14 protein-coding genes and 3 rRNA genes are annotated in these 22,832 nt (G+C 69.1%); 9 read left to right on the top strand and 8 right to left on the bottom strand.

Translation table 11 applies throughout. From position 1 onward, the window contains the following. Positions 1–92: 92 nt before the first annotated feature. From ACE1OA_RS29440 to ACE1OA_RS29425, 4 genes are all read right to left on the bottom strand, one after another. On the bottom strand, positions 93–701 hold the full coding sequence (locus ACE1OA_RS29440; RefSeq protein WP_356780499.1) for a CDP-alcohol phosphatidyltransferase family protein: 609 nt from the start codon (positions 699–701) through the stop codon (positions 93–95). Between the two features lie 143 nt (positions 702–844). Next, positions 845–961: ribosomal RNA gene (gene rrf, locus ACE1OA_RS29435) — 5S ribosomal RNA — on the bottom strand. 79 nt (positions 962–1,040) lie between these two features. Beyond that, positions 1,041–4,165 (bottom strand): 23S ribosomal RNA (locus tag ACE1OA_RS29430). 287 nt (positions 4,166–4,452) lie between these two features. Next, positions 4,453–5,978 (bottom strand): 16S ribosomal RNA (locus ACE1OA_RS29425). Together the 16S, 23S and 5S rRNA genes form the textbook arrangement of a ribosomal RNA operon. Before the next feature lie 681 nt (positions 5,979–6,659). On the opposite strand from ACE1OA_RS29425, the gene ACE1OA_RS29420 reads away from it, so the two are divergent. Continuing rightward, a complete protein-coding gene (locus ACE1OA_RS29420) occupies positions 6,660–7,109 on the top strand; it encodes a PTS sugar transporter subunit IIA (protein ID WP_147977021.1) in 450 nt (149 codons plus the stop codon). An 83-nt stretch (positions 7,110–7,192) separates the two neighbouring features. After that, positions 7,193–8,863 carry a phosphoenolpyruvate--protein phosphotransferase gene (gene ptsP / locus ACE1OA_RS29415; protein WP_384875795.1) on the top strand — a complete coding sequence of 557 codons (1,671 nt, stop codon included), beginning with the start codon at positions 7,193–7,195 and terminating at the stop codon, positions 8,861–8,863. Positions 8,864–8,944: 81 nt separating this feature from the next. Here ptsP and ACE1OA_RS29410 read toward each other — a convergent pair whose 3' ends face one another. Beyond that, a complete protein-coding gene (locus ACE1OA_RS29410) occupies positions 8,945–9,835 on the bottom strand; it encodes a hypothetical protein (protein ID WP_356780759.1) in 891 nt (296 codons plus the stop codon). A gap of 22 nt (positions 9,836–9,857) precedes the next feature. Next, on the bottom strand, positions 9,858–11,138 hold the full coding sequence (locus ACE1OA_RS29405; protein ID WP_432753619.1) for an MFS transporter: 1,281 nt from the start codon (positions 11,136–11,138) through the stop codon (positions 9,858–9,860). A 46-nt stretch (positions 11,139–11,184) separates the two neighbouring features. Here ACE1OA_RS29405 and ACE1OA_RS29400 point away from each other — a divergent pair, with 46 nt between their 5' ends. The 3 genes from ACE1OA_RS29400 to ACE1OA_RS29390 all read left to right on the top strand — a co-directional run bounded on the left by ACE1OA_RS29400 (position 11,185) and on the right by ACE1OA_RS29390 (position 14,771). After that, positions 11,185–12,504, top strand: coding sequence for an aminotransferase class I/II-fold pyridoxal phosphate-dependent enzyme (locus ACE1OA_RS29400; protein WP_384875788.1), 1,320 nt, complete (start codon positions 11,185–11,187; stop codon positions 12,502–12,504). A gap of 139 nt (positions 12,505–12,643) precedes the next feature. Next, positions 12,644–14,101 (top strand): NF041680 family putative transposase, encoded by a 1,458-nt coding sequence (locus ACE1OA_RS29395; RefSeq protein WP_432752769.1) that lies wholly within the window; start codon positions 12,644–12,646, stop codon positions 14,099–14,101. A gap of 103 nt (positions 14,102–14,204) precedes the next feature. Next, positions 14,205–14,771 carry a DUF4291 domain-containing protein gene (locus ACE1OA_RS29390; RefSeq protein ID WP_432753618.1) on the top strand — a complete coding sequence of 189 codons (567 nt, stop codon included), beginning with the start codon at positions 14,205–14,207 and terminating at the stop codon, positions 14,769–14,771. A gap of 83 nt (positions 14,772–14,854) precedes the next feature. Here the strand turns inward: ACE1OA_RS29390 and ACE1OA_RS29385 are convergent, their stop codons facing one another. Continuing rightward, a complete protein-coding gene (locus tag ACE1OA_RS29385; RefSeq protein ID WP_384870758.1) occupies positions 14,855–16,825 on the bottom strand; it encodes an acetoacetate--CoA ligase in 1,971 nt (656 codons plus the stop codon). Positions 16,826–17,041: 216 nt separating this feature from the next. On the opposite strand from ACE1OA_RS29385, the gene ACE1OA_RS29380 reads away from it, so the two are divergent. After that, entirely contained in the window at positions 17,042–19,399 is a 2,358-nt protein-coding gene (locus ACE1OA_RS29380; RefSeq protein WP_384870760.1) for a glycoside hydrolase family 31 protein, read from the top strand. 132 nt (positions 19,400–19,531) lie between these two features. Here the strand turns inward: ACE1OA_RS29380 and ACE1OA_RS29375 are convergent, their stop codons facing one another. Further along, a complete protein-coding gene (locus tag ACE1OA_RS29375) occupies positions 19,532–20,032 on the bottom strand; it encodes an NUDIX domain-containing protein (protein WP_356780749.1) in 501 nt (166 codons plus the stop codon). 59 nt (positions 20,033–20,091) lie between these two features. On the opposite strand from ACE1OA_RS29375, the gene ACE1OA_RS29370 reads away from it, so the two are divergent. The 3 genes from ACE1OA_RS29370 to ACE1OA_RS29360 all read left to right on the top strand — a co-directional run bounded on the left by ACE1OA_RS29370 (position 20,092) and on the right by ACE1OA_RS29360 (position 22,759). Continuing rightward, positions 20,092–20,901, top strand: a complete 810-nt coding sequence (locus ACE1OA_RS29370; protein WP_384870762.1) for a M15 family metallopeptidase — start codon at positions 20,092–20,094, stop codon at positions 20,899–20,901. Positions 20,902–21,062: 161 nt separating this feature from the next. Further along, positions 21,063–21,575, top strand: coding sequence for a Zn-ribbon domain-containing OB-fold protein (locus tag ACE1OA_RS29365; RefSeq protein WP_384870764.1), 513 nt, complete (start codon positions 21,063–21,065; stop codon positions 21,573–21,575). Further along, positions 21,572–22,759 carry a lipid-transfer protein gene (locus ACE1OA_RS29360; protein ID WP_356600732.1) on the top strand — a complete coding sequence of 396 codons (1,188 nt, stop codon included), beginning with the start codon at positions 21,572–21,574 and terminating at the stop codon, positions 22,757–22,759. Before ACE1OA_RS29365 ends, ACE1OA_RS29360 begins: the two co-directional genes overlap by 4 nt. Positions 22,760–22,832 lie beyond the last annotated feature (73 nt).

The following is a 22,832-nucleotide window of genomic DNA, read 5'->3' as shown; positions in this document are numbered from 1 at the left end:
ACGACGGTCCGGCCGACCTCACCTGTCCGTTCGGTTGCCCTCGGACGTCCTCGTACATGCCGGCGACGCTGCTCGGCACGGGACAGACGGGCTCAATCGGCCGCGGTATCCGCCTTCACGAGTCGACGGACCTGGACCACGTAGAGGATCCCTGCCCACCAATACAGAGTTGTACCCCATCCGGCGAAGGCCCACCCGAAAACTTCAGCGAGTGACGAAAGCCAGCCCGTTCCGTCACTGAGCAGGAGCAACGGGAAGGCGTACATCAGGTTGAAAGTCGCGGCCTTGCCGAGGAAGTTCACCTGCGGCGGCGGATAGCCGTGCCGGCGGAGGATTGCCACCATCACCAGGAGCATCAGCTCGCGGGCGAATAGGGCGACGGTCAGCCAGAGCGGCAGGATCTCGCGCCAGGTGAGCCCGATGAGCGTGGAGACGATGTACAGCCGGTCCGCGGCCGGGTCCAGGAGCCGGCCGAGGCTGCTGATCTGGTTCCAGCGGCGGGCGAGCTTCCCGTCGAGATAGTCGCTGATGCCGCTCAGCATCAGGACCAGCAGAGCCCAGCCGTCGCTGTTGGGACCACCGAACACGGGTCGGAGAATCAACCACAGGAAGAGCGGCACGCCGACGAGGCGAGCCATGCTGAGGATGTTGGGGATGGTGAGGACCCGTTCCGTCTGAACGCGGGTCTCCTGGACCTCCACCCGGGGGCCTCCTGTGGGAACGTGCCGATGATGCCCCCTGACCTTACCTTCAGCCACGACGACGACGAGCACAGGGGTGGCGGCCGGGTCCGGAACGCAGAAAAGCCCCGCACCATAAGGTGCGGGGCTTTCCCACAATGATTGTTCGGCGGCGTCCTACTCTCCCACAGGGTCCCCCCTGCAGTACCATCGGCGCTGAAAGGCTTAGCTTCCGGGTTCGGAATGTAACCGGGCGTTTCCCTAACGCTATGACCACCGAAACTCTATGAAATAAACAAACTCCAGCCGACAAGGGGCGAGTTCGTTACTTCAGAACTAACACAGTGGACGCGAGCAACTGAGGACAAGCCCTCGGCCTATTAGTACCGGTCAGCTCCACCCATTACTGGGCTTCCACATCCGGCCTATCAACCCAGTCGTCTACTGGGAGCCTTACCCTCTCAAGGAGGTGGGAATACTCATCTCGAAGCAGGCTTCCCGCTTAGATGCTTTCAGCGGTTATCCCTCCCGAACGTAGCCAACCAGCCATGCCCTTGGCAGGACAACTGGCACACCAGAGGTTCGTCCGTCCCGGTCCTCTCGTACTAGGGACAGCCCTTCTCAATATTCCTACGCGCACAGCGGATAGGGACCGAACTGTCTCACGACGTTCTAAACCCAGCTCGCGTACCGCTTTAATGGGCGAACAGCCCAACCCTTGGGACCGACTCCAGCCCCAGGATGCGACGAGCCGACATCGAGGTGCCAAACCATCCCGTCGATATGGACTCTTGGGGAAGATCAGCCTGTTATCCCCGGGGTACCTTTTATCCGTTGAGCGACGGCGCTTCCACAAGCCACCGCCGGATCACTAGTCCCGACTTTCGTCCCTGCTCGACCCGTCGGTCTCACAGTCAAGCTCCCTTGTGCACTTACACTCAACACCTGATTGCCAACCAGGCTGAGGGAACCTTTGGGCGCCTCCGTTACCCTTTGGGAGGCAACCGCCCCAGTTAAACTACCCATCAGACACTGTCCCTGATCCGGATCACGGACCGAGGTTAGACATCCAGCACGACCAGAGTGGTATTTCAACGGCGACTCCACCATGACTGGCGTCACGGCTTCAAAGTCTCCCACCTATCCTACACAAGCCGAACCGAACACCAATATCAAACTGTAGTAAAGGTCCCGGGGTCTTTCCGTCCTGCTGCGCGAAACGAGCATCTTTACTCGTAGTGCAATTTCACCGGGCCTATGGTTGAGACAGTCGAGAAGTCGTTACGCCATTCGTGCAGGTCGGAACTTACCCGACAAGGAATTTCGCTACCTTAGGATGGTTATAGTTACCACCGCCGTTTACTGGCGCTTAAGTTCTCAGCTTCGCAACCCCGAAAGGTCACTAACCGGTCCCCTTAACGTTCCAGCACCGGGCAGGCGTCAGTCCGTATACATCGCCTTACGGCTTCGCACGGACCTGTGTTTTTAGTAAACAGTCGCTTCTCGCTGGTCTCTGCGGCCACCCCCAGCTCACGGAGTAAATCCGATCACCAGTGATGGCCCCCCTTCTCCCGAAGTTACGGGGGCATTTTGCCGAGTTCCTTAACCATAGTTCACCCGAACGCCTCGGTATTCTCTACCTGACCACCTGAGTCGGTTTAGGGTACGGGCCGCCATGAAACTCGCTAGAGGCTTTTCTCGACAGCATAGGATCATCCACTTCACCACAATCGGCTCGGCATCAGGTCTCAGCCTTAATGTGTGACGGATTTGCCTATCACACGGCCTACACCCTTACCCCGGGACAACCACCGCCCGGGCTGGACTACCTTCCTGCGTCACCCCATCGCTTACCTACTACCACCTTGGGTCAGCGGCTCCACCACTCCCCTTTGCCCGAAGGCTCCAGGGCGGCTTCACGGCCTTAGCATTAATGGGCTCGATATTGGGCGTTTCAAAGCGGGTACCGGAATATCAACCGGTTGTCCATCGACTACGCCTGTCGGCCTCGCCTTAGGTCCCGACTTACCCTGGGCAGATCAGCTTGACCCAGGAACCCTTAGTCAATCGGCGCACACGTTTCTCACGTGTGTATCGCTACTCATGCCTGCATTCTCACTCGTGAACCGTCCACAACTCGCTTCCGCGGCTGCTTCACCCGGCACACGACGCTCCCCTACCCATCACAGCACCCGTTGGGGCTTAATTGCTGCAATGACACGACTTCGGCGGTACGCTTGAGCCCCGCTACATTGTCGGCGCGGAATCACTTGACCAGTGAGCTATTACGCACTCTTTCAAGGGTGGCTGCTTCTAAGCCAACCTCCTGGTTGTCTCTGCGACTCCACATCCTTTCCCACTTAGCGTACGCTTAGGGGCCTTAGTCGATGCTCTGGGCTGTTTCCCTCTCGACCATGGAGCTTATCCCCCACAGTCTCACTGCCGTGCTCTCACTTACCGGCATTCGGAGTTTGGCTAAGGTCAGTAACCCGGTAGGGCCCATCGCCTATCCAGTGCTCTACCTCCGGCAAGAAACACACGACGCTGCACCTAAATGCATTTCGGGGAGAACCAGCTATCACGGAGTTTGATTGGCCTTTCACCCCTAACCACAGGTCATCCCCCAGGTTTTCAACCCTGGTGGGTTCGGTCCTCCACGAAGTCTTACCTCCGCTTCAACCTGCCCATGGCTAGATCACTCCGCTTCGGGTCTAGAGCGTGCAACTCAATCGCCCTATTCGGACTCGCTTTCGCTACGGCTTCCCCACACGGGTTAACCTCGCTACACACCGCTAACTCGCAGGCTCATTCTTCAAAAGGCACGCAGTCACGACCCATTGGGTAAACCCAATGAGCGACGCTCCCACGGCTTGTAGGCACACGGTTTCAGGTACTATTTCACTCCGCTCCCGCGGTACTTTTCACCATTCCCTCACGGTACTATCCGCTATCGGTCACCAGGGAATATTTAGGCTTAGCGGGTGGTCCCGCCAGATTCACACGGGATTTCTCGGGCCCCGTGCTACTTGGGTGTCTCTCAAGCAAGCCGTATGAATTTCAGCTACGGGGGTCTTACCCTCTACGCCGGACCTTTCGCATGTCCTTCGCCTATCCATACGGTTTCTGACTCGCCTCACAGCCGGCAGACTGTGAAAGAGAGATCCCACAACCCCGTATGCGCAACCCCTGCCGGGTATCACACGCATACGGTTTGGCCTCATCCGGTTTCGCTCGCCACTACTCCCGGAATCACGGTTGTTTTCTCTTCCTGAGGGTACTGAGATGTTTCACTTCCCCTCGTTCCCTCCACATGCCCTATGTGTTCAGGCATGGGTGACAGCCCATGACGACTGCCGGGTTTCCCCATTCGGAAACCCCCGGATCAAAGCCTGGTTGACGGCTCCCCGGGGACTATCGTGGCCTCCCACGTCCTTCATCGGTTCCTGGTGCCAAGGCATCCACCGTGCGCCCTTAAAAACTTGGCCACAGATGCTCGCGTCCACTGTGTAGTTCTCAAGCAACGACCAGCCACCCATCACCCTGATTCAAACGAATCAAGTTCACTGGGGCCGGCATCGCGAAGATACAAACCTTACGGCCGTACCCTCAGACACCCAACAACGTGCCAAGCACAGTCAGATCAACGATTCTCGCGTTCCACGCCGAAGCAGTACTGGCGAACTCGTCTCACTCACTGTGCCAACTAATCAACGTTCCACCCATGAGCTGACCGTGCAGAACGTTTGTCTGCAATCGGTACTGTGCTCCTTAGAAAGGAGGTGATCCAGCCGCACCTTCCGGTACGGCTACCTTGTTACGACTTCGTCCCAATCGCCAGTCCCACCTTCGACAGCTCCCTCCCACAAGGGGTTGGGCCACCGGCTTCGGGTGTTACCGACTTTCGTGACGTGACGGGCGGTGTGTACAAGGCCCGGGAACGTATTCACCGCAGCAATGCTGATCTGCGATTACTAGCAACTCCGACTTCATGGGGTCGAGTTGCAGACCCCAATCCGAACTGAGACCGGCTTTTTGAGATTCGCTCCGCCTCACGGCATCGCAGCTCTTTGTACCGGCCATTGTAGCACGTGTGCAGCCCAAGACATAAGGGGCATGATGACTTGACGTCGTCCCCACCTTCCTCCGAGTTGACCCCGGCGGTCTCCTGTGAGTCCCCATCACCCCGAAGGGCATGCTGGCAACACAGGACAAGGGTTGCGCTCGTTGCGGGACTTAACCCAACATCTCACGACACGAGCTGACGACAGCCATGCACCACCTGTATACCGACCACAAGGGGGGCACTATCTCTAATGCTTTCCGGTATATGTCAAGCCTTGGTAAGGTTCTTCGCGTTGCGTCGAATTAAGCCACATGCTCCGCTGCTTGTGCGGGCCCCCGTCAATTCCTTTGAGTTTTAGCCTTGCGGCCGTACTCCCCAGGCGGGGAACTTAATGCGTTAGCTGCGGCACCGACGACGTGGAATGTCGCCAACACCTAGTTCCCAACGTTTACGGCGTGGACTACCAGGGTATCTAATCCTGTTCGCTCCCCACGCTTTCGCTCCTCAGCGTCAGTAATGGCCCAGAGATCCGCCTTCGCCACCGGTGTTCCTCCTGATATCTGCGCATTTCACCGCTACACCAGGAATTCCGATCTCCCCTACCACACTCTAGCCTGCCCGTATCGGATGCAGACCCGGGGTTAAGCCCCGGGCTTTCACACCCGACGTGACAAGCCGCCTACGAGCTCTTTACGCCCAATAATTCCGGACAACGCTTGCGCCCTACGTATTACCGCGGCTGCTGGCACGTAGTTAGCCGGCGCTTCTTCTGCAGGTACCGTCACTTTCGCTTCTTCCCTGCTGAAAGAGGTTTACAACCCGAAGGCCGTCATCCCTCACGCGGCGTCGCTGCATCAGGCTTTCGCCCATTGTGCAATATTCCCCACTGCTGCCTCCCGTAGGAGTCTGGGCCGTGTCTCAGTCCCAGTGTGGCCGGTCGCCCTCTCAGGCCGGCTACCCGTCGTCGCCTTGGTGGGCCATTACCCCACCAACAAGCTGATAGGCCGCGGGCTCATCCTTCACCGCCGGAGCTTTCAACCAGCTTCCATGCGGAAGCCGGTGTTATCCGGTATTAGACCCCGTTTCCAGGGCTTGTCCCAGAGTGAAGGGCAGATTGCCCACGTGTTACTCACCCGTTCGCCACTAATCCACCCCGAAGGGCTTCATCGTTCGACTTGCATGTGTTAAGCACGCCGCCAGCGTTCGTCCTGAGCCAGGATCAAACTCTCCGTGAATGTTTACCCGTAATCGGGTGCACACATCACGAGAGCGGAACGACCAGTCGGAATAGGACCGGTCGTTCACAGCGTCCTCGCTGTGTTTTTTGCCTACCTGCCACAAGGGCCAGTAGGACTTCAAAGGAACCTCGACCATCCGAAGATGGACGGGGTATCAACTAATCTGGCGTTGATTTTTGGCACGCTGTTGAGTTCTCAAGGAACGGACGCTTCCTTCGTACTCACCCTCTCGGGCTTTCCTCCGGGCTTTTCCCTTCGGTCTTTCGTGTTTCCAGCTTAGCAGATCCGATTTCCGTTTCTGCCACCCGCTGGAGCGGGCTGCCTTTCGGGAATTCGCTTTTCGCGCTTTCCCTTGCGGCGGGGTCAAACACTACCAGGCTTTCCCGGCCCTCCCGACCACTCCCCCGCATGCATGCAGAGGTGTAGACCACTGGGGTTAGGATCTGGCTTGATAGGTGCTGCGGACCCACGACTCAGAGTCGCGTTGGGGTCACGCAGGAGTACGACAGTACATCCCACCGTCAGTAGAGGCAAATCGTTTCGGGGTAGTCGCTAGGTCCGCCAACTGGTACATCTCGTGCGGAACCTGGACTTCCCATGACATACGCTTCTGAACAGTACGCCGTCCAGGACAGGCAGTGACGGCGCCACTCCATCTCCGCCCCTGGGAGGCTTCCCATGACAACCGTGACGTCGCCACTCGCTGGACGCGCCATCGGTCTTGCCGCTGTACCCGACCCCGTCTTCTCCGGCGCCATGGTCGGTCCGGGTACCGCCATCGATCCCGTACGTGAGCCGTCGGAGGCCGTTTCCCCGGTCGACGGCGTCATCGTCTCTCTTCACCCGCACGCCTTCGTCGTCGTCGACGGTGAGGGGCACGGCGTGCTCACCCACCTCGGCATCGACACCGTGCAGCTCAACGGACAGGGCTTCGAGCTGCTCGTCGCCAAAGGGGACACCGTGACGCGCGGACAGGCCGTCGTGCGCTGGAACCCGGCCGACGTCGAGGCCGCCGGCAAGTCCCCCATCTGCCCCGTCGTGGCCCTGGAGGCCACGGTCGACTCCCTCTCCGACGTCGTCGAGAGCGGCGACGTCAAGGCCGACGACGTCCTCTTCGGCTGGAGCTGACGCGGGCGCCGTCCACGTGACGGCCCGGAGTTCGACATTCAACGCGGCGGCCGGGGTGCCGCCGCTCTATCGGAGACGGTGAGATGGAGACAACGCTGCGAGGCGTCGGCGTGAGCCACGGGGTGGCCATCGGCGAGGTACGGCACATGGGTACGGCGGTGCTCGAGCCGCCGGCCAAGCAGATTCCCGCCGAGGAGGCGGAGCGCGAACAGGGGCGCGCCCGTCAGGCCGTGGAGGCTGTGGCCGCCGATCTGATCGCGCGCGGCAACCTGGCGGGGGGCGAGGCCCAGCACGTGCTCGAGGCCCAGGCCATGATCGCCCAGGACCCGGAGCTCATCGCGGACGTCGACCGCCGGATCGCGGTGGGCAGCACCGCGGAGCGCGGTATCTACGACGCGTTCTCCCACTACCGCGAGCTGCTCGCGGGTGCCGGCGAGTACATGGCCGGGCGGGTCGCCGACCTCGACGACGTGCGGAACCGTATCGTCGCCCGGCTGCTGGGCGTTCCGATGCCGGGTGTGCCGGACAGCGACGAGCCGTACGTGCTGATCGCGCGGGACCTGGCTCCCGCCGACACGGCGCTGCTCGACCCGGCGCTCGTCCTGGGCTTCGTGACCGAGGAGGGCGGGCCCACCAGCCACAGCGCCATCCTGGCGCGGGCGCTGGGCGTGCCGGCCGTGGTGGCGCTGCCGGGCGCCGGTGAGATCGGCGAGGGCACGGTGATCGCGGTGGACGGCTCGACGGGCGAGATCTTCGTGAACCCGAGCGAGGACAAGAAGGCGACGCTGACCGCGGCCGCCGCCGAGCGCAAGGCCGCGCTGGCCGCGTCCAGCGGTCCGGGCGCGACCTCCGACGGGCACAAGGTGCCGCTGCTGGCCAACGTGGGTGGCCCGGCGGACGTGCCGGCCGCGGTGGAGGCCGGGGCCGAGGGCGTCGGTCTGTTCCGCACGGAGTTCCTCTTCCTGGACGACAGCGCGAAGGCGCCGTCCGAGGAGAAGCAGGTCGAGGCGTACCGGAAGGTCCTGGAGGCGTTCCCCGAGGGTCGTGTCGTGGTGCGGGTGCTGGACGCCGGCGCGGACAAGCCGCTCGACTTCCTGACGCCGGCGGACGAGCCGAACCCGGCGCTGGGCGTGCGCGGTCTGCGGTCGCTGCTGGACCACCCCGAGGTGCTGCGGACCCAGCTGACCGCGCTGGCGAAGGCGGTCGAGGGGCTTCCGGTGTACCTGGAGGTCATGGCCCCGATGGTGGCCGACCGCACGGACGCCAAGGCCTTCGCCGACGCGTGCCGTGAGGCGGGGCTGCGGGCGAAGTTCGGCGCGATGGTGGAGATCCCGTCGGCCGCTCTCCGGGCGCGCTCGATCCTGCAGGAGGTGGAGTTCCTGTCGCTGGGTACGAACGACCTGGCGCAGTACACCTTCGCCGCCGACCGGCAGGTCGGTGCGGTGTCGCGGCTCCAGGACCCGTGGCAGCCCGCGCTGCTCGACCTGGTGGCGCTGTCCGCCGAGGCCGCCAAGGCCGAGGGCAAGAGCTGCGGCGTCTGCGGCGAGGCCGCGGCGGATCCGCTGCTCGCGTGTGTGCTGACGGGTCTGGGTGTCACCTCCCTGTCGATGGGTGCGGCGTCGATCCCGTACGTGCGGGCGACGCTGGCGAAGTACACGCTGGCGCAGTGCGAGCGTGCCGCCGCGGCGGCGCGTGCGGCCGACACGGCCGAGGAGGCCCGTGTGGCCGCGCAGGCGGTGCTGTCCGGGGAGTGATCCCGGCCGGTCGGAGATCGGAGGGGCTTCCCGCCACGTCGTGGCGGGGAGCCCCTTCGTCGTGCGCGGGGCCTTGCGTCGTCAGTGGTGGGTGGGGCCGTCGTCGGGGGCGAGGGGGAAACCGGCGCGGTAGTCGACGTGCGGTTCCGGTGAGACCGGTTCGCCGGTGCGGGCGTCGGTGCAGTAGGCGCTGAAGACCTCGGCCTCGGTGAGGGGGACGAGGCTGCCCCGGAGCAGGCGCCAGCCGTGGAGGCGGTCGCGGGTGCCGGGGCGGCTGGTGCGCAGGACGAGTCCCCCCGGGCTGTCCAGGGCGATGCCGGCGGCGAGGACGGTGACGAACTCGGCTCCCTCGCCGCTGTCGAGGCGGGCGGGTCCGTCCTCGTCGCAGGCGGTGTGGAGGACGGCGAGGAGCTGCTCGTCCCGTGCGGGGACGCTGCAGACGAGGTGGTGGATGCCGGGGCCGGCCGCTTCGAGGAGGGACATCAGGAGCCGCGAGGCGCGGTCGAAGGCGGCGTGGCCGATGTCCTCGCCGCAGTCGGCGCAGTCTCCGGTGTCGGTGAGGAGCATCGTGGCGTACTCCCAGGTGGCGCGGCGGACGGCGGCGTCGACGAGGGTGGGGACGAGGGTCGCCATGGGCTGGCCGGTATAGGGGACGCGGATGCCGGTGGCGGCCAGTTCGGCGGTGTAGCGGCTGCGGCTGGCGGGGTGGTCGGGGTCGAGTCCGGTGTCCCGGCAGTAGCCGGCGTACTCCTCGGGGTCGAAGAGGGCGACGGTGGTGTGCCCGCCCTGGCCGGCGAGGCTCTTGAGGAGGGCCTCGACCTGGGCCAGGTAGGTGGGGTGGTCGTCGAAGGTGAAGGTGCCGTACCGGCGCATCGCGGCGAAGTCGTCCTCGTCGGCGAGCAGGCCGACGGTGCTGGGTACCTCGCGGCGCAGTGCGCGGCGCATGGACGTGGTGGTGGCGTGGCGTGTCATGTCTCCCCCTGAGCGCTGCCGATCATTTCTCACTCACCGTAACCGCGGGCACTGACAGTGACGACGCCGTGGGGAGGCCGCGGCTGACGACGCGGTGCTGTCCGCCGCACATCGCCACGAGGCCGGCGCCGAGGGCTGCCCAGGCCAGGGGGCCCGCCGCGATCACCCCGGTGAGCAGCAGCGGGCCGCCGAAACGCTGGGTGGCGACGGCGAGGCCGTGGACTCCCAGGTAGGCGCCCTGGGCGTCGTCGGGGGCGAGGGCCACGGAGAGTTCCCACGAGGCGATGGCGTGGAGCATCTCGACGAAGGTGAGGGCGAGCGCGGCCACGACGAGGGCGGTGACGGCGAGGCCGCGTCCGCCGAGGGCGGAGACGGCCAGGGCGGAGGTGCCGAGGGCGAAGAGGGCGGCGAGCGGCAGGAGGAGGCGCCGGGCCGCGTCGGTCGAGCCGCCGAAGCGGGCGAGCGGGACCTGGAAGAGGACGACGAGCACGCTGTTCATGACGAGGAGCAGCGGGGCGAGGCCGGCGGGGGCGGCGGTGGCGTGGACGATCCAGAGCGGCATGGCGACCTGGAGGATCGTGTCGTCGAGGCAGAGCACGGCCTCGGTGCCGGTGAAGAGCAGGAAGGTGCGGTCGCGCCAGGGGCTCGTGGGCCGCGCGGGCGGGGCGCCGGTGGTGGAGTCGGCGGCGATGCGGGAGGCGGGGGCGGGGGGTTCGGAGCAGCGGAGGGTGAGGGCGGCCATGGCGACGTAGGAGAGGACGTTGCCGATGAGCAGGAGCCGGTAGGCGGTGTCCGTGCCGGCGGCGAGGGCGGCGGCGGCGCCGAGGCCGCCGAAGACCCAGCCGAGGTTGCCGACGGTGCGGTTGATGGCCTGGTAGCGGACGCGCGCCGGGCCGGCGACGCGGGTGGCGTAGAGCTTGGTGAGGACGTTGGTGCCGCGGTCGGGGAGGGCGCCGACGGCCGAGTAGAGGATGAGGAGCGCGTAGTGGTCGGTGGTGAGCAGGGCGAGGAGGGCCGCGGCGCGCAGGAGCTGGGCGGCGATGAGGACGCGGGTGACGGGGAAGCGGTCGGCGAGGCGTCCGGCGAGGGGGGCGCCGGCGATGCCGGCGGCGCCGGAGAGGCCGACGAGGAGGCCGACCTGGGCGATGCCGAGGCCGGAGACGTAGGTGAAGTAGAGGGCGATGGAGGTCGCCCAGAGTCCGGTGCCGCACTTGTCGATGAAGCTGATGACGAGCATGCGGCGGCCGTCGAGGCCCCCCGGGACGTTCTTCTTCCAGGTCGCCCAGCGCGATCGCAGGTCCACCGGTTCCCCCTTGACCTCAGTTATGTATCAATACATACTTCGTTACGTGGTAGCACAATATTCGATCACCGGGACGACGGCCAAGGGGATTGCCGCGTCCGTCGAACGGGGAGTGGCCGAGGGCGCCTTCGGTCCGGGTGACGCCCTTCCCCCGGTACGCAGGCTGGCGGACGGCCTGGGCGTCAGTCCGGGTACGGTCGCCACCGCGTACAAGGAGCTGCGGCAGCGGGGCGTCGTGGTGACGCGCGGACGCGGCGGGACCGTCGTCGCCGAGGCGCCGGCCGTCGCCTCGCGCCGGCCGCCGCGGGTGCCGACGGGGCTCGTCGACCTGGCCGGCGGCCATCCCGACCCCGCCTTCCTCCCGGAGCTGCGGCCCCCCTCGCTGGTGCGGCCGGTCTTCGGCTCCCACCGCGCGGCGCCCCGGCTCGGGCGGCTGGAGGAGCTGACCCGCGCCTGGTTCGAGCGGGACGGGGTGCCGGCCGAGCACGTCACCTTCGCGCACGGGGCGCTGGACTGCATCGCGCGCCTGCTGTCCACGGAGCTGCGGCCCGGGGACGCGGTGGCGGTGGAGGACCCCGGCTTCCACCACCTCCTGGACCTGGTGCCGGCGCTCGGTCTGCGCATGGTGCCGGTCGCGGTGGACGGGGAGGGGCTCGTGCCGGACGCCCTGCGGGCGGCGCTGCGGGCCGGCGTACGGGCGGTCGTGTGCAGCCCGCGCGGCCAGTGCCCCACGGGTGCCTGCTTCACAGAGGCCCGGCGGGACGAGCTGGTCGCGGTGCTCGCGGAGTTCCCGGAGGTCCTCGTCGTCGAGGACGACCACAACGCGGACATCGCGGGAGCGCCGGCGGCGACGCTGGCGGCGGCGGGACTCCCCCGCTGGGCCCAGGTGCGCACGGCGTCCAAGCACCTGGGGATCGACCTGCGGTGGGCCGGACTGGCCTGCGACGGGGTGACGCTGGCGCGGCACGACGGACGGATGCTGATGACGTCCGGCTGGGTCAGCCACATCCTGCAGGAGACGGTGGCCGGGCTGCTCGCCGACCCGGCGGTGGGCGCGCTGGTGGCGGACGGCGCGGCGGCCTACACCGTGCGCCGGGCGGCGCTCGTCGACGCGCTGGCCGGGCACGGGATCGCGGCGGTGGGGGCCAGCGGGCTGAACGTGTGGGTTCCCGTGGGCGACGAGTCCGCCGTGGTCAACGGACTGCGGACGCAGGGGTGGTGGGTCGCGGCCGGCGCCCGGTTCCGGATCGCGTCCGGGCCAGCGGTGCGCATCACCACCGCGACGCTGGAGACGGCGGACGCGGCGCGGCTCGCCGCGGACTTCGCCGCGCTGCGGGGCGAGGCACAGGCGACGTACGGGGGCTAGCTTGATCTTTAACGTGCGTTGTCGAACGGTGGGTCGTACTTGATCACTCGGTTCGGTAACCGCCGTACACGGAAGCGGCCTTCGTCTGAACATGTGCTCCGACCAAGGAACACACACGTCCAGCACGAAGGCCGTGAGGATGAGTCTGCAGCATCACGATGCCCGGCGAGAGCCGTTGGCGGATCTGTCACGCTTCCGGGGCGAGTTCTACTCCTGTCTCACCTCCCGTTCGGACGCTCTGTTCGAGCTGACGGATGCAGTTCTGTGCGGGGACGGGCCGGTGAGATCACTGGCCGAACTGTCGCTGGTGGGCGAACACCGACGCGGGCACGGAGGGCTCTACGCCGCCCTCGCCCAGGGCCGCATCGACGCCGACCGGATGCGACACACCCTGGCTTCGGTGCCGCTGCCACGAGCAGTCGACGGCCGAATCGTCCTGGCCGTCGACGTCACCTGCTGGCTGCGGCCGGACGCCCACACCTCACCGCAGCGGATCCTCTGCCACACCTACGGCCGCGGCAAGGACCAGCACATCCCCGTTCCCGGCTGGCCCTACTCGATCGTCTGCGCACTGGAACCCGGCCGAAGTTCATGGACCGCGCCGCTCGACGCGTTGCGTCTGGCGCCCGGGGACGACACCGCCACCGTCACCGCCCGACAGCTGCGCGACCTGGTCGAGCGGCTCATCACCGCAGGCCAGTGGCAGGCCGGGGACCCGGACGTCCTCATCATCGCGGACGCCGGATACGACGCACCCCGCCTCGCCTTCCTCCTCAAGGATCTGCCGGTGCAGGTGCTGGCCCGGATGCGCTCGGACCGTGTCCTGCGTCGCCCGGCACCGCCCCGGCAGCCTCACACCAGGGGCCGGCCGCCCCGGCACGGAGGCGAGTTCGTCTTCGGACAGCCCGACACCTGGGGCACCCCGGACACCGACACCGTCACCGACACACGCCTCTACGGCACCGCCCTCGCACGCTCCTGGAACCGGCTCCACCCCAAGCTCACCCACCGCTCGTCCTGGGCCGCGGCCGACGGCACCCTCCCGATCGTCGAAGGGACGGTGATCCGTCTGGACATCCAGCATCTGCCCAGCGGCGCCACCCCGAAGCCGGTCTGGCTGTGGTGGTCGGGAACCGACGCAGACGCAGCGGACACCGACCGTCTCTGGCAGGCATACCTGCGGCGTTTCGACATCGAGCACACCTTCCGCCTGTTCAAGCAGACCCTCGGCTGGACCTGCCCGAAGATCCGCACCCCCGAGGCGGCGGACCGCTGGACCTGGCTGATCCTCGCCGCCTACACCCAACTACGACTGGCCCGACCGCTCGCGGCCGACCGCCGCCGCCCCTGGGAAAGGCCCGTTCCCGCGGACAGACTCACCCCCGCACGGGTCCGCCGCGACTTCCGGCACATCCGCCCGCAAGCCGCCTGCCCGGCCAGAGCACCGAAACCCACCCACCCCGGACCCGGACGACCACCCGGCCGCAAAAACACCCGGCCCACCCCACGCCACGACGTCCACACACCCCGCAACACACAGCCGGCCAACCAGCGAGCGAAGAAATCGACCACCCCACGGCCCCGCCGCACAGGTTAAAGATCAAGCTAGTGGCTCCGAGCAGCGCATCCAACCGGGCCCCGGGGGCGGTGAGGCGAAATCGGCTCGCCGTGCCGGCGGACCGGATGGCAGGGTGCGGCGCATGACGCCCCAGCATCAGATCCGTGCCGACTACGACGCTCGCACGATCGTGGTCTATCAGGCGTACTCGCCCGTCATCGCTGACGCGGCACTGCGGGCGGGCCGCTTCGTCGCGCCGTTCTCGTTCCACCGGATGACGTGGATCAAGCCGTCGTTCATGTGGCTGATGCACCGCAGCAACTGGGCCCGCAGGCCGGGCCAGGAACGTGTTCTCGCGGTGCGGATCACTCGGGAGGGCTGGGAGGAGGTCCTGTCCCGGGCCGTGCTGACGACCGCCGACCCGGCGGCGGTGGCCCAGGCGGCCGTACACGTCCAGTGGGACCCGGAACGCTCGCCGCGCGGAGCGGCACTGAACCACTACAGCATCCAGGTCGGGATCGGCCGCCCCCTGATCCGCACGTTCACCGACGAGTGGATCGTCGGTCTCACCGATCTCACCCCCCAGGTCCGCAAGGCCTCGGCACTGATACGGACCGGGCACGCGAGCAAGGCTCATCGGTTGTTTCCCGCCGAGCGCGCCTACCCGATGCCGGAGACACTGCAGGACGTCGTTTCCCCAGGTGGATGACAGGAACGCGTGCGGGGCACCCACAGCCCCTGGGTTGCGGACCCCCGCCCCGCAGCGGCTTCGGCGCGGGGCGGGAGCGCGGGTCAGGCGCGCCGGGTCCGGGCGAGCTCCTCGTAGAAGTGGAGGAGGCTGAGGTCGTCGACCGACCCCGGGTTGACGGCCTTCGCCAGCGGGGTGCCCTGGAGCAGCCGCTTGACGGGGACCTCGATGCGCTTGCCGGTCAGCGTGTGCGGGACGGCGGGCACCTCGATGATGTCGTCCGGGACGTGGCGCGGGGAGAGCTCGCTGCGGATCGTCCGCTTGATGCGGGCGATCAGGTCCTCGTCCAGCGTCGCGCCCTCGGCGAGGTGGACGAAGAGCGGCATCCAGTAGCCGCCGTCCGGTTCCTCCAGGCCGATCACCAGGGACTCGCGGATCTCGGGGAGGCGCTCCACGGCCTCGTAGATGTCGGCGCTGCCCATCCGGACGCCCTGGCGGTTCAGGGTGGAGTCGGAGCGGCCGTGGATGACGACCGAGCCGCGGTCGGTGATGGTGATCCAGTCGCCGTGGCGCCAGACGCCGGGGAACATCTCGAAGTAGCTGTCCCGGTAGCGGCTGCCGTCCGGGTCGTTCCAGAACCGGATCGGCATGGACGGCATCGGGTTGGCGACGACGAGTTCGCCGACCTCGCCGGTCAGCGGCTTGCCGGACGGGTCCCAGGACTGCAGGTCCGTGCCCAGGCCGGCCGCCTGGAGCTCGCCGATGTGCACCGGCAGGGTGGGGACGGCGCCGGCGAAGCAGGAGCAGACGTCCGTGCCGCCGCTGACGGAGGCGATCCACAGGTCCTCGCGGACCTCGTCGTGCAGCCAGCGGAATCCGTCGGGCGGCAGCGGGGAGCCCGTGGTGGCGACGCACCCGATCCTCGACAGGTCGAAGTCGCGGGACGGGTGGACGTCGGCCTTCGCGCAGGCCATGACGTAGGCGGCGGAGGTGCCGTAGAGGGTGGCGCCGGTGCGTTCGGCGATCCGCCACTGGGCGCCGGTGTCGGGGTAGCCGGGGCTTCCGTCGTAGAGGACGACCGTCGTGCCGGTGAGCAGGCCGGAGACGAGGAAGTTCCACATCATCCAGCCCGTGGAGGTGTACCAGAAGAACACGTCCTGCGGCCCGAGGTCGCAGTGCAGGCCCAGCTGCTTGAAGTGCTCGATCAGGATGCCGCCCTGGGACTGCACGATCGCCTTGGGCAGGCCCGTCGTGCCGGAGGAGTACAGGACCCACAGCGGGTGGGAGAAGTCCACCTGCTCGAAGACCGGCTCCACGTCGGCCGAGGTGAGGTCCGACCAGGCCAGCGCGCCCTCGGGCGTCTCGGTGCCGAGCAGCGGGATGTGGACGACGGCCCGGAGGGTGGGCAGCTCGGCGCGCAGCTCGGCGACGGTGGCGCGGCGGTCGTGCTCCTTACCGCCGTAGCGGTAGCCGTCCACGGTGAACAGCACGACCGGCTCCACCTGCTGGAAGCGGTCCAGGACGCTGCGGGCCCCGAAGTCCGGCGCGCACGACGTCCACACCGCGCCGACGGCGGCGGTGGCGAGGAAGGCGGTGACGGCCTCCGGGATGTTGGGCAGGTAGCCGCTGACCCGGTCGCCGGGGCGGACGCCGAGGGCGCGCAGCTCGGCCGCGAGCGAGCCGACGCCGCGGCGCAGCTCGGCCCAGCTGATCGGCGTCGGCTCGTGGGTCTCGTCCACGTGGAGCAGGGCGGCGTCGTCGGGGCGCTCGGCGGCGGCGCGCAGGGCGTGCTCGGCGTAGTTGAGGGTGGCGCCGGGGAACCAGCGGGCGCCCGGCATGGCGCGGTCGCCGAGGACGCGCTCGTACGGGGTCGAGAACCGGATGTCGAACCACTCGGCGACGGCCTGCCAGAACGTCTCCAGCTCGTCGACGGACCAGCGGTGCAGGGCCGGGTACCCGCCCTCGGCCGGAGCTCCGTGGCGCTCGGCGGCCCAGGACTGGAACCGGGTCACCGCGGCTGCGGCGACGCGCTCCTCGTCAGGCTGCCAAAGCGGCTCGAACTGCGCAGATGTCATTGGGTCGGCTCCCTGGCTGTACGCGGGGTCTGCGTGTGTCGCGCGCACGTGCTGGGGTGTGCGCGTGACGCGGCTGACAGGGACGATGCCATGTGATCGTCTTTCGCACCAGGGCTCCCCGCCCATGGTCGGGGAGCTGAATATGTGCTCCCACCACGGGTGAACGGCAGTTGAACGGACCTCGCCCGCGGTAGGCCGAATGGCAGGGTGATCGTCATGGACGGTCGTGAGCTGGTGCGTTCGATGAAGGTGTTCGGATCGGTGCAGGGGTTGCGGGCGGTGCGTTCGGCCTGGCGGCAGCGGCGGGCCGACGCCCGGGGGCTGGAGCCCCGCGGGCACGAGCGGGCCCGGGTGCCGGGGCCGGTGGAGGCGGCGGAGCCCGCACCGGGCGGTGGGGTCGTCAGGTTCGCCCGGTCCCGGCTGCGGATCGTCGTGTCGGCCGGAGGGACGGTCTTCTGGGGCTGGGACGGGGCCGGGCCGACGCCCTCGTACGCGCTGGCCGGCGACCCGCCCGAGCCGGATCCGCGGGCGGTGCTGGAGCCGGACACGGACGGCGGGTGGCGGGTGGTGTCGGAGCGCGTGACGGTCGCCGTGTCGCGGCACGGGGCGGTCGAGGTCAGGACGCCGGGCGGGGTGGTGCTGCGGCGGGACCTGCCGCCGCGCTGGTGGGAGCCGGCCGAGGGCGGTCCGGCGCGCTGGGTGCAGCGCAGCGAGGTGCCGGCGGACGCGCGGTTCTTCGGGCTCGGCGGGCGGGCCTCGGGACCGCGGCTGCGGGACGGTTCGTACCGGCTGTGGAACACCGACCCCCAGAGGGGCTTCGCGCCGGGCGACGATCCGCTCTACATCACGATGCCCGTGCAGTTCGTCGTCTCGGACGCGGGCACGCACCTGGTCTTCCACGACAACTCCTGGGACGGGCGGGTCACCCTCGCCGAGGGAGAGGAGGGCGCGGGGTCCGGGCACGACCGGCCGGGGACGAGCGAGGTCAGGATGGGCGGCGGACCGCTGCGCTGCTGGGTCGTGGTCGGCACCCCCGCGCGGGTCCTGCACGGCTGGGCGGCCCTGACGGGCGCCCCCGCGCTGCCGCCGTCCTGGGCGCTGGGGCCGCAGCACGCGCGCTGGGGCTTCGGCAGCGAGCGCGAGGTACGGCGGGTGGCGGACGGCTACCGGGACCGGGACCTGCCGCTGTCCGTGCTGCACCTGGACATCGACCACTACGACGCGCACCAGGTGTTCACGGTCGACCGGGAACGGTTCCCGGACCTTCCCGGGCTCGCCGCCGAGCTGCGGGAACGGGGGGTGCGACTGGTGTCGATCGTGGATGCGGCGGTGAAGGCGGAGCCGGGGAACGCGGTGTACGACAGCGGGGCGGCGGCCGGCGCCTTCGTGCGGGACGCGCGGGGCGAGGAGGTCCGCGGCGTGGTGTGGCCGGGCGACTGCGCCTATCCGGACTTCACGGATCCGGCGGTGCGGGCATGGTGGGGCGGCCTGTACGAGGAGCGGCTGGCGCAGGGCTTCGCCGGCTTCTGGCACGACATGAACGAGCCGGTGTCGTTCACCCCGTTCGGTGATCCGACGCTGCCCCGCTCGGCCCGCCACGCGCTGGAGGGCCGTGGCGGCGACCACCGTGAGGGCCACAACGTGTACGGGCTGGCGATGGCGCGGGCCGGGTACGAGGGGCTGCGCCGGCTGCGTCCGGACGAGCGGCCGTTCCTCTTCTCCCGTTCGGGCTGGGCGGGGATGCAGCGGTACGGCGGCACCTGGTCGGGCGACGTGTCGACGGGGTGGCCGGGGCTGCGGGCGTCGCTGTCGCTGGTCCTGGGGCTCGGACTGTGCGGGGTGCCCTACTCGGGGCCGGACGTGGGGGGCTTCGACGGGAGCCCGTCGCGGGAGCTGTTCCTGCGGTGGTTCCAGCTGGGGGCCTGGCTGCCGCTCTTCCGTACGCACGCGGCGATCGACGCGGGGCGGCGGGAGCCGTGGGAGTTCGGGCCGGAGGTGCTCGGCCACGCGCGCGCGGCGCTGGCCGAACGGGAGCGGATGCGGCCGTACTTCGTCACGCTGGCGCAGCTCGCGCGGCTGACCGGGGCGCCGTACGTGCGGCCGGTGTGGTGGGGGGCGCCGGAGGACCGGGCGCTGCGGGACTGCGAGGACGCGTTCCTGCTGGGTGACGGGCTGCTGGTGGCGCCGGTGCTGGCGCCGGGCACGGAACAGCGGGCGGTGCGGCTGCCGCGCGGGAGCTGGTACGACACGGCGACGGGGCGCGCGTACGAGGGCCCCGGGCAGGTGCTGCTCGACGCGCCGCCGTCCCGGATCCCGGTGCTCGCGCGGGCCGGTGCGGTGATCCCGGTGCGGGGCGGGGACGGCGGACTGGAGCTGGAGGTGTGGGCGCCTCCGGCCGGGCGGACCGGCGGCGGGCTCGTCGTGCGGGACACCGGGGACGGGTGGGAGCCCGGGGTGATCGAGCGGTACACGTCCCGGCTGCGGGACGGCCGGGTGGTGGTGGAGCGGGTCACCGACGAGGGAGCGACGGAGGTGGATCTCCCGGTACGGGTGCGGGGCACGGCGGCCTCGTGAGTCGCCCGGGGGCCGGGCGGAGCGGGCCGGCGCGGGGGCGAAGGCCCTGCGGAGGTGACGGGCCGGAGGTCGGGGGCCTGGCGCCGGGTGCGCCGTCCCGGATCCAGGCCCCGCCCGGCCCCGCCCCGACCGTCAGTCGTACATCCCGGCGAACCAGCGGCGCGCGGCCTCGGTGTGGAGCGGGAAGGCGAGCTCCGCCGGGGCGCGCAGCAGGTGCCAGCCGGTCGTCTCGTCGGTGGGGAACGAGGCCGGCAGCGCGGCGGCCGGGCGTTCGGGCAGCAGGCCGAAGACGAGCAGGTGGCCGCCCGGGGAGCTGAGGACGTCGGCGAGCCGCACCTCCCCCGCCGGCGCCTCGATGCCGGTCTCCTCGCGCAGTTCCCGTACGACGGCGCCCTGCCAGTCCTCGGCGTGGTCGATGAATCCGCCGGGCAGGGCGACGCCGCCGCGCTGGGGTTCGATCGTGCGGGTGATGACGACAAGTCCCTTTCCGTGCTCGTCCGTTGCCGGGAGGAGTGTCACGGCGACGGGCAGCGGGTTGCGGTAGGCGACCTGCCCGCAGGCGGGGCAGGTACGGGGCCAGGAGGCGGTGTCCCCGTAGGAGGCGCCGCAGTGGGTGCAGTGGGAGTCCTTCACGACGCGACCGTATGCGATCACCCTTTCCCGCGCCCCGGAGAACCTGATAGACGGTGCACATGACAGGACTTGCAACCGCTTTCCGCGCCCTCGGCGCCCTGGCCGTCGCCGGACTGCTCGCCGCCACCGCCGCCGTACCGTCCGCGCAGGCCCGAGCGGAGCCGAAGGCCCCCGAGGAGTTCGTGGCGCTGAGCTCGGTGGACCGGACGATCCTTCAGGAGATGCGCTACACGACACCCCACAACTTCACCGGTGTGCCGATCGACGGCTACCGGCAGCCCCTGTGCCTCCTCACCCGTCCCGCCGCGGAGGCACTGCACCGCGCCCAGGTCAGGCTGCGGGCGCAGGGCTACTCGCTGAAGGTCTACGACTGCTACCGCCCGCAGCGGGCCGTCGACCACTTCGTGCGCTGGGCGAAGGACCTGGACGACGAGCGCATGAAGGGCGAGTTCTATCCGCTGGTCGACAAGTCGAGTCTGTTCGCGGACGGTTACATCGCGGAGAAGTCGGGGCACAGCCGGGGATCGACGGTGGACCTGACCGTGGTGCGGCTGCCGGCCGCGCCGACCCGCCGCTATCTGCCGGGCGAGGAGCTGGTGGAGTGCTACGCCCCGCAGGCCGAGCGCTTCCCCGACAACTCGGTCGACATGGGCACCGGCTACGACTGCTTCGACACCCGCTCGCACACGGACGACCCGAGGATCCAGGGCGTGCAGCGCGCCAACCGGCAGCTGCTGAAGGGGACGCTGGCCGCAGAGGGCTTCGTCAACCTGCCCGAGGAGTGGTGGCACTTCACCTTCAAGCCGGAGCCGTTCCCGACGACGTTCTTCGACTTCCCGGTCGCGCGGCGGTCGGTGGCCGGGCACTGACGTCCGGAGGGTGACGGGCGGGCGGCCGGGACCACCCCCGTGGGTCCCGGCCGCCGTTCCGGCAGGAAGGACGCAGCGGGGGCCGGAACGGTTCTCAGGTCTTCCCATCCGTGGCACACTTCTGACGCTTCGTCAGATCTGGATGCTCGGGGAGGGCCGTCGTGACACGGACGCGCAGACCGGTGGTGGCCGGATGGTTCACCGACGACGGCCGGGAGCGGGAGGAGGGCTTCGCACTCCTCGGCACCCGCTGCACCGCCTGCTCCTCGGTCTTCTTCCCCCGCGAGGACTCCTGGTGCCGCAACCCCGGCTGCCCGGGCGGCGGCGAGCTGGTCGAGACCCCGCTGTCCCGGCGCGGCGTCGTCTGGTCGTACACCGACGGCCGCTACCGCCCGCCCGCGCCGTACGTCTCGGACCCCGACACGCCCTGGGAGCCGTACACCCTGGTCGCGGTCGAGCTGGCGGACGAGGCGCTGGTGGTCCTCGGCCAGGCGGCACCCGGGGTGCGCACCGCGGACCTGGCCGTCGGCATGGAGGTCGAAGCGGTGCCGGGCGTCCTGAACGAGGACGACGCGCACATCTGGACGACCTGGCACTGGCGCCCGGTCGGCACCCGCGGACCGGCGGCCGGGGCGGACCGGGAGACCGGCGGGGCCGGGGAGGCGGGCGCGTGAACGACATCGCGGTGATCGGCGCCGGAATGCACGCCTGGGGCAAGTGGGGACGCAGCTTCGTCGAGTACGGGACGGCCGCCGCCCGCGCGGCGCTCGCGGACGCCGGGATCGGCTGGCGGGACGTCGGCGCGGTGGTCGGAGCGGACACGGTCCGGGGCGGATATCCCGGGTACGTGGCGGGAGCGACGTTCGCGCAGGCACTCGGATGGCAGGGGGCGCGGGTCACCAGCGTGTACGCGGCCTGCGCCTCGGGAGCGCAGGCGGTGAACACCGCGCGGGCGCAGATCCTCGCCGGGATGGCGGACGTGGTGCTGGTGGTCGGCGCGGACGCCGCTCCGAAGGGGTTCTTCGCCCCGGCGGGCGGGGACCGGCCGGACGATCCCGACTGGCTGCGCTTCCGGGTCCTCGGGGCGACCAACCCCGCGTACTTCGGCCTCTACGCCCGGCGGCGGATGGCGCTGTACGGGGACACGGTGGAGGACTTCGCCCAGGTGAAGGTCAAGAACGCGGCGGCCGGGGCGCTCAACCCGCTGGCGCGGTACCGGACGGCGGTGAGCGCGGAGGAGGTCGCGGCCTCCGCCGTCGTCGCCGATCCGCTGCGGCTGCTCGACATCTGCGCGACCTCGGACGGGGGCGCCGCGCTGGTGCTGTCCAGCATGGAGTTCGCCCGGCGGCACGGACACCGGGAGCCGGTCCGCATCCGGGCGGTCTCCACGGTCACCCCGACCTACCCGAAGGCGGTGCTCGACCTGCCGGACATCGCCACCGACTCGGCGGCGGCGGTCGCCCCCGCGCCGCACTCGTTCCGCGCGTCGATCGCACGGGCCGCGTACGAGGAGGCGGGGCTCGGACCCGAGGACCTGTCGCTGGCCGAGGTGTACGACCTCTCCACGGCGCTGGAGCTGGAGTGGTACGAGGACATCGGGCTGTGCGGGGCGGGCGAGGGGGCGAAGCTGGTGCGGGAGGGTGCCACGGCGCTCGGCGGCCGGATCCCGGTGAACACCAGCGGGGGTCTCGCCTCCTTCGGGGAGGCGGTGCCGGCGCAGGCGATCGCGCAGGTCTGCGAGCTGACCTGGCAGCTCAGGGGCGCGGCGGGCAGCCGCCAGGTGGCCGGGGCGCGGGCCGGGATGACCGCGAACCAGGGGCTGTTCGGGCACGGGTCGGCCGTGGTGGCGGTGCGCTGAGGACGGCGCGTCGCACGCCGCCGCGCTCCGTCGGCGGAAGGCCCGTACCGCCACCACGTGGGGTACGGGCCAC

It is taken from the genome of Streptomyces sp. JL2001, from assembly GCF_050917515.1.
Taxonomy (GTDB): domain Bacteria; phylum Actinomycetota; class Actinomycetes; order Streptomycetales; family Streptomycetaceae; genus Streptomyces.
The sequence above is the reverse complement of the archived record's forward strand: the minus strand, read 5'-3'. Positions and strand labels throughout refer to the sequence as shown.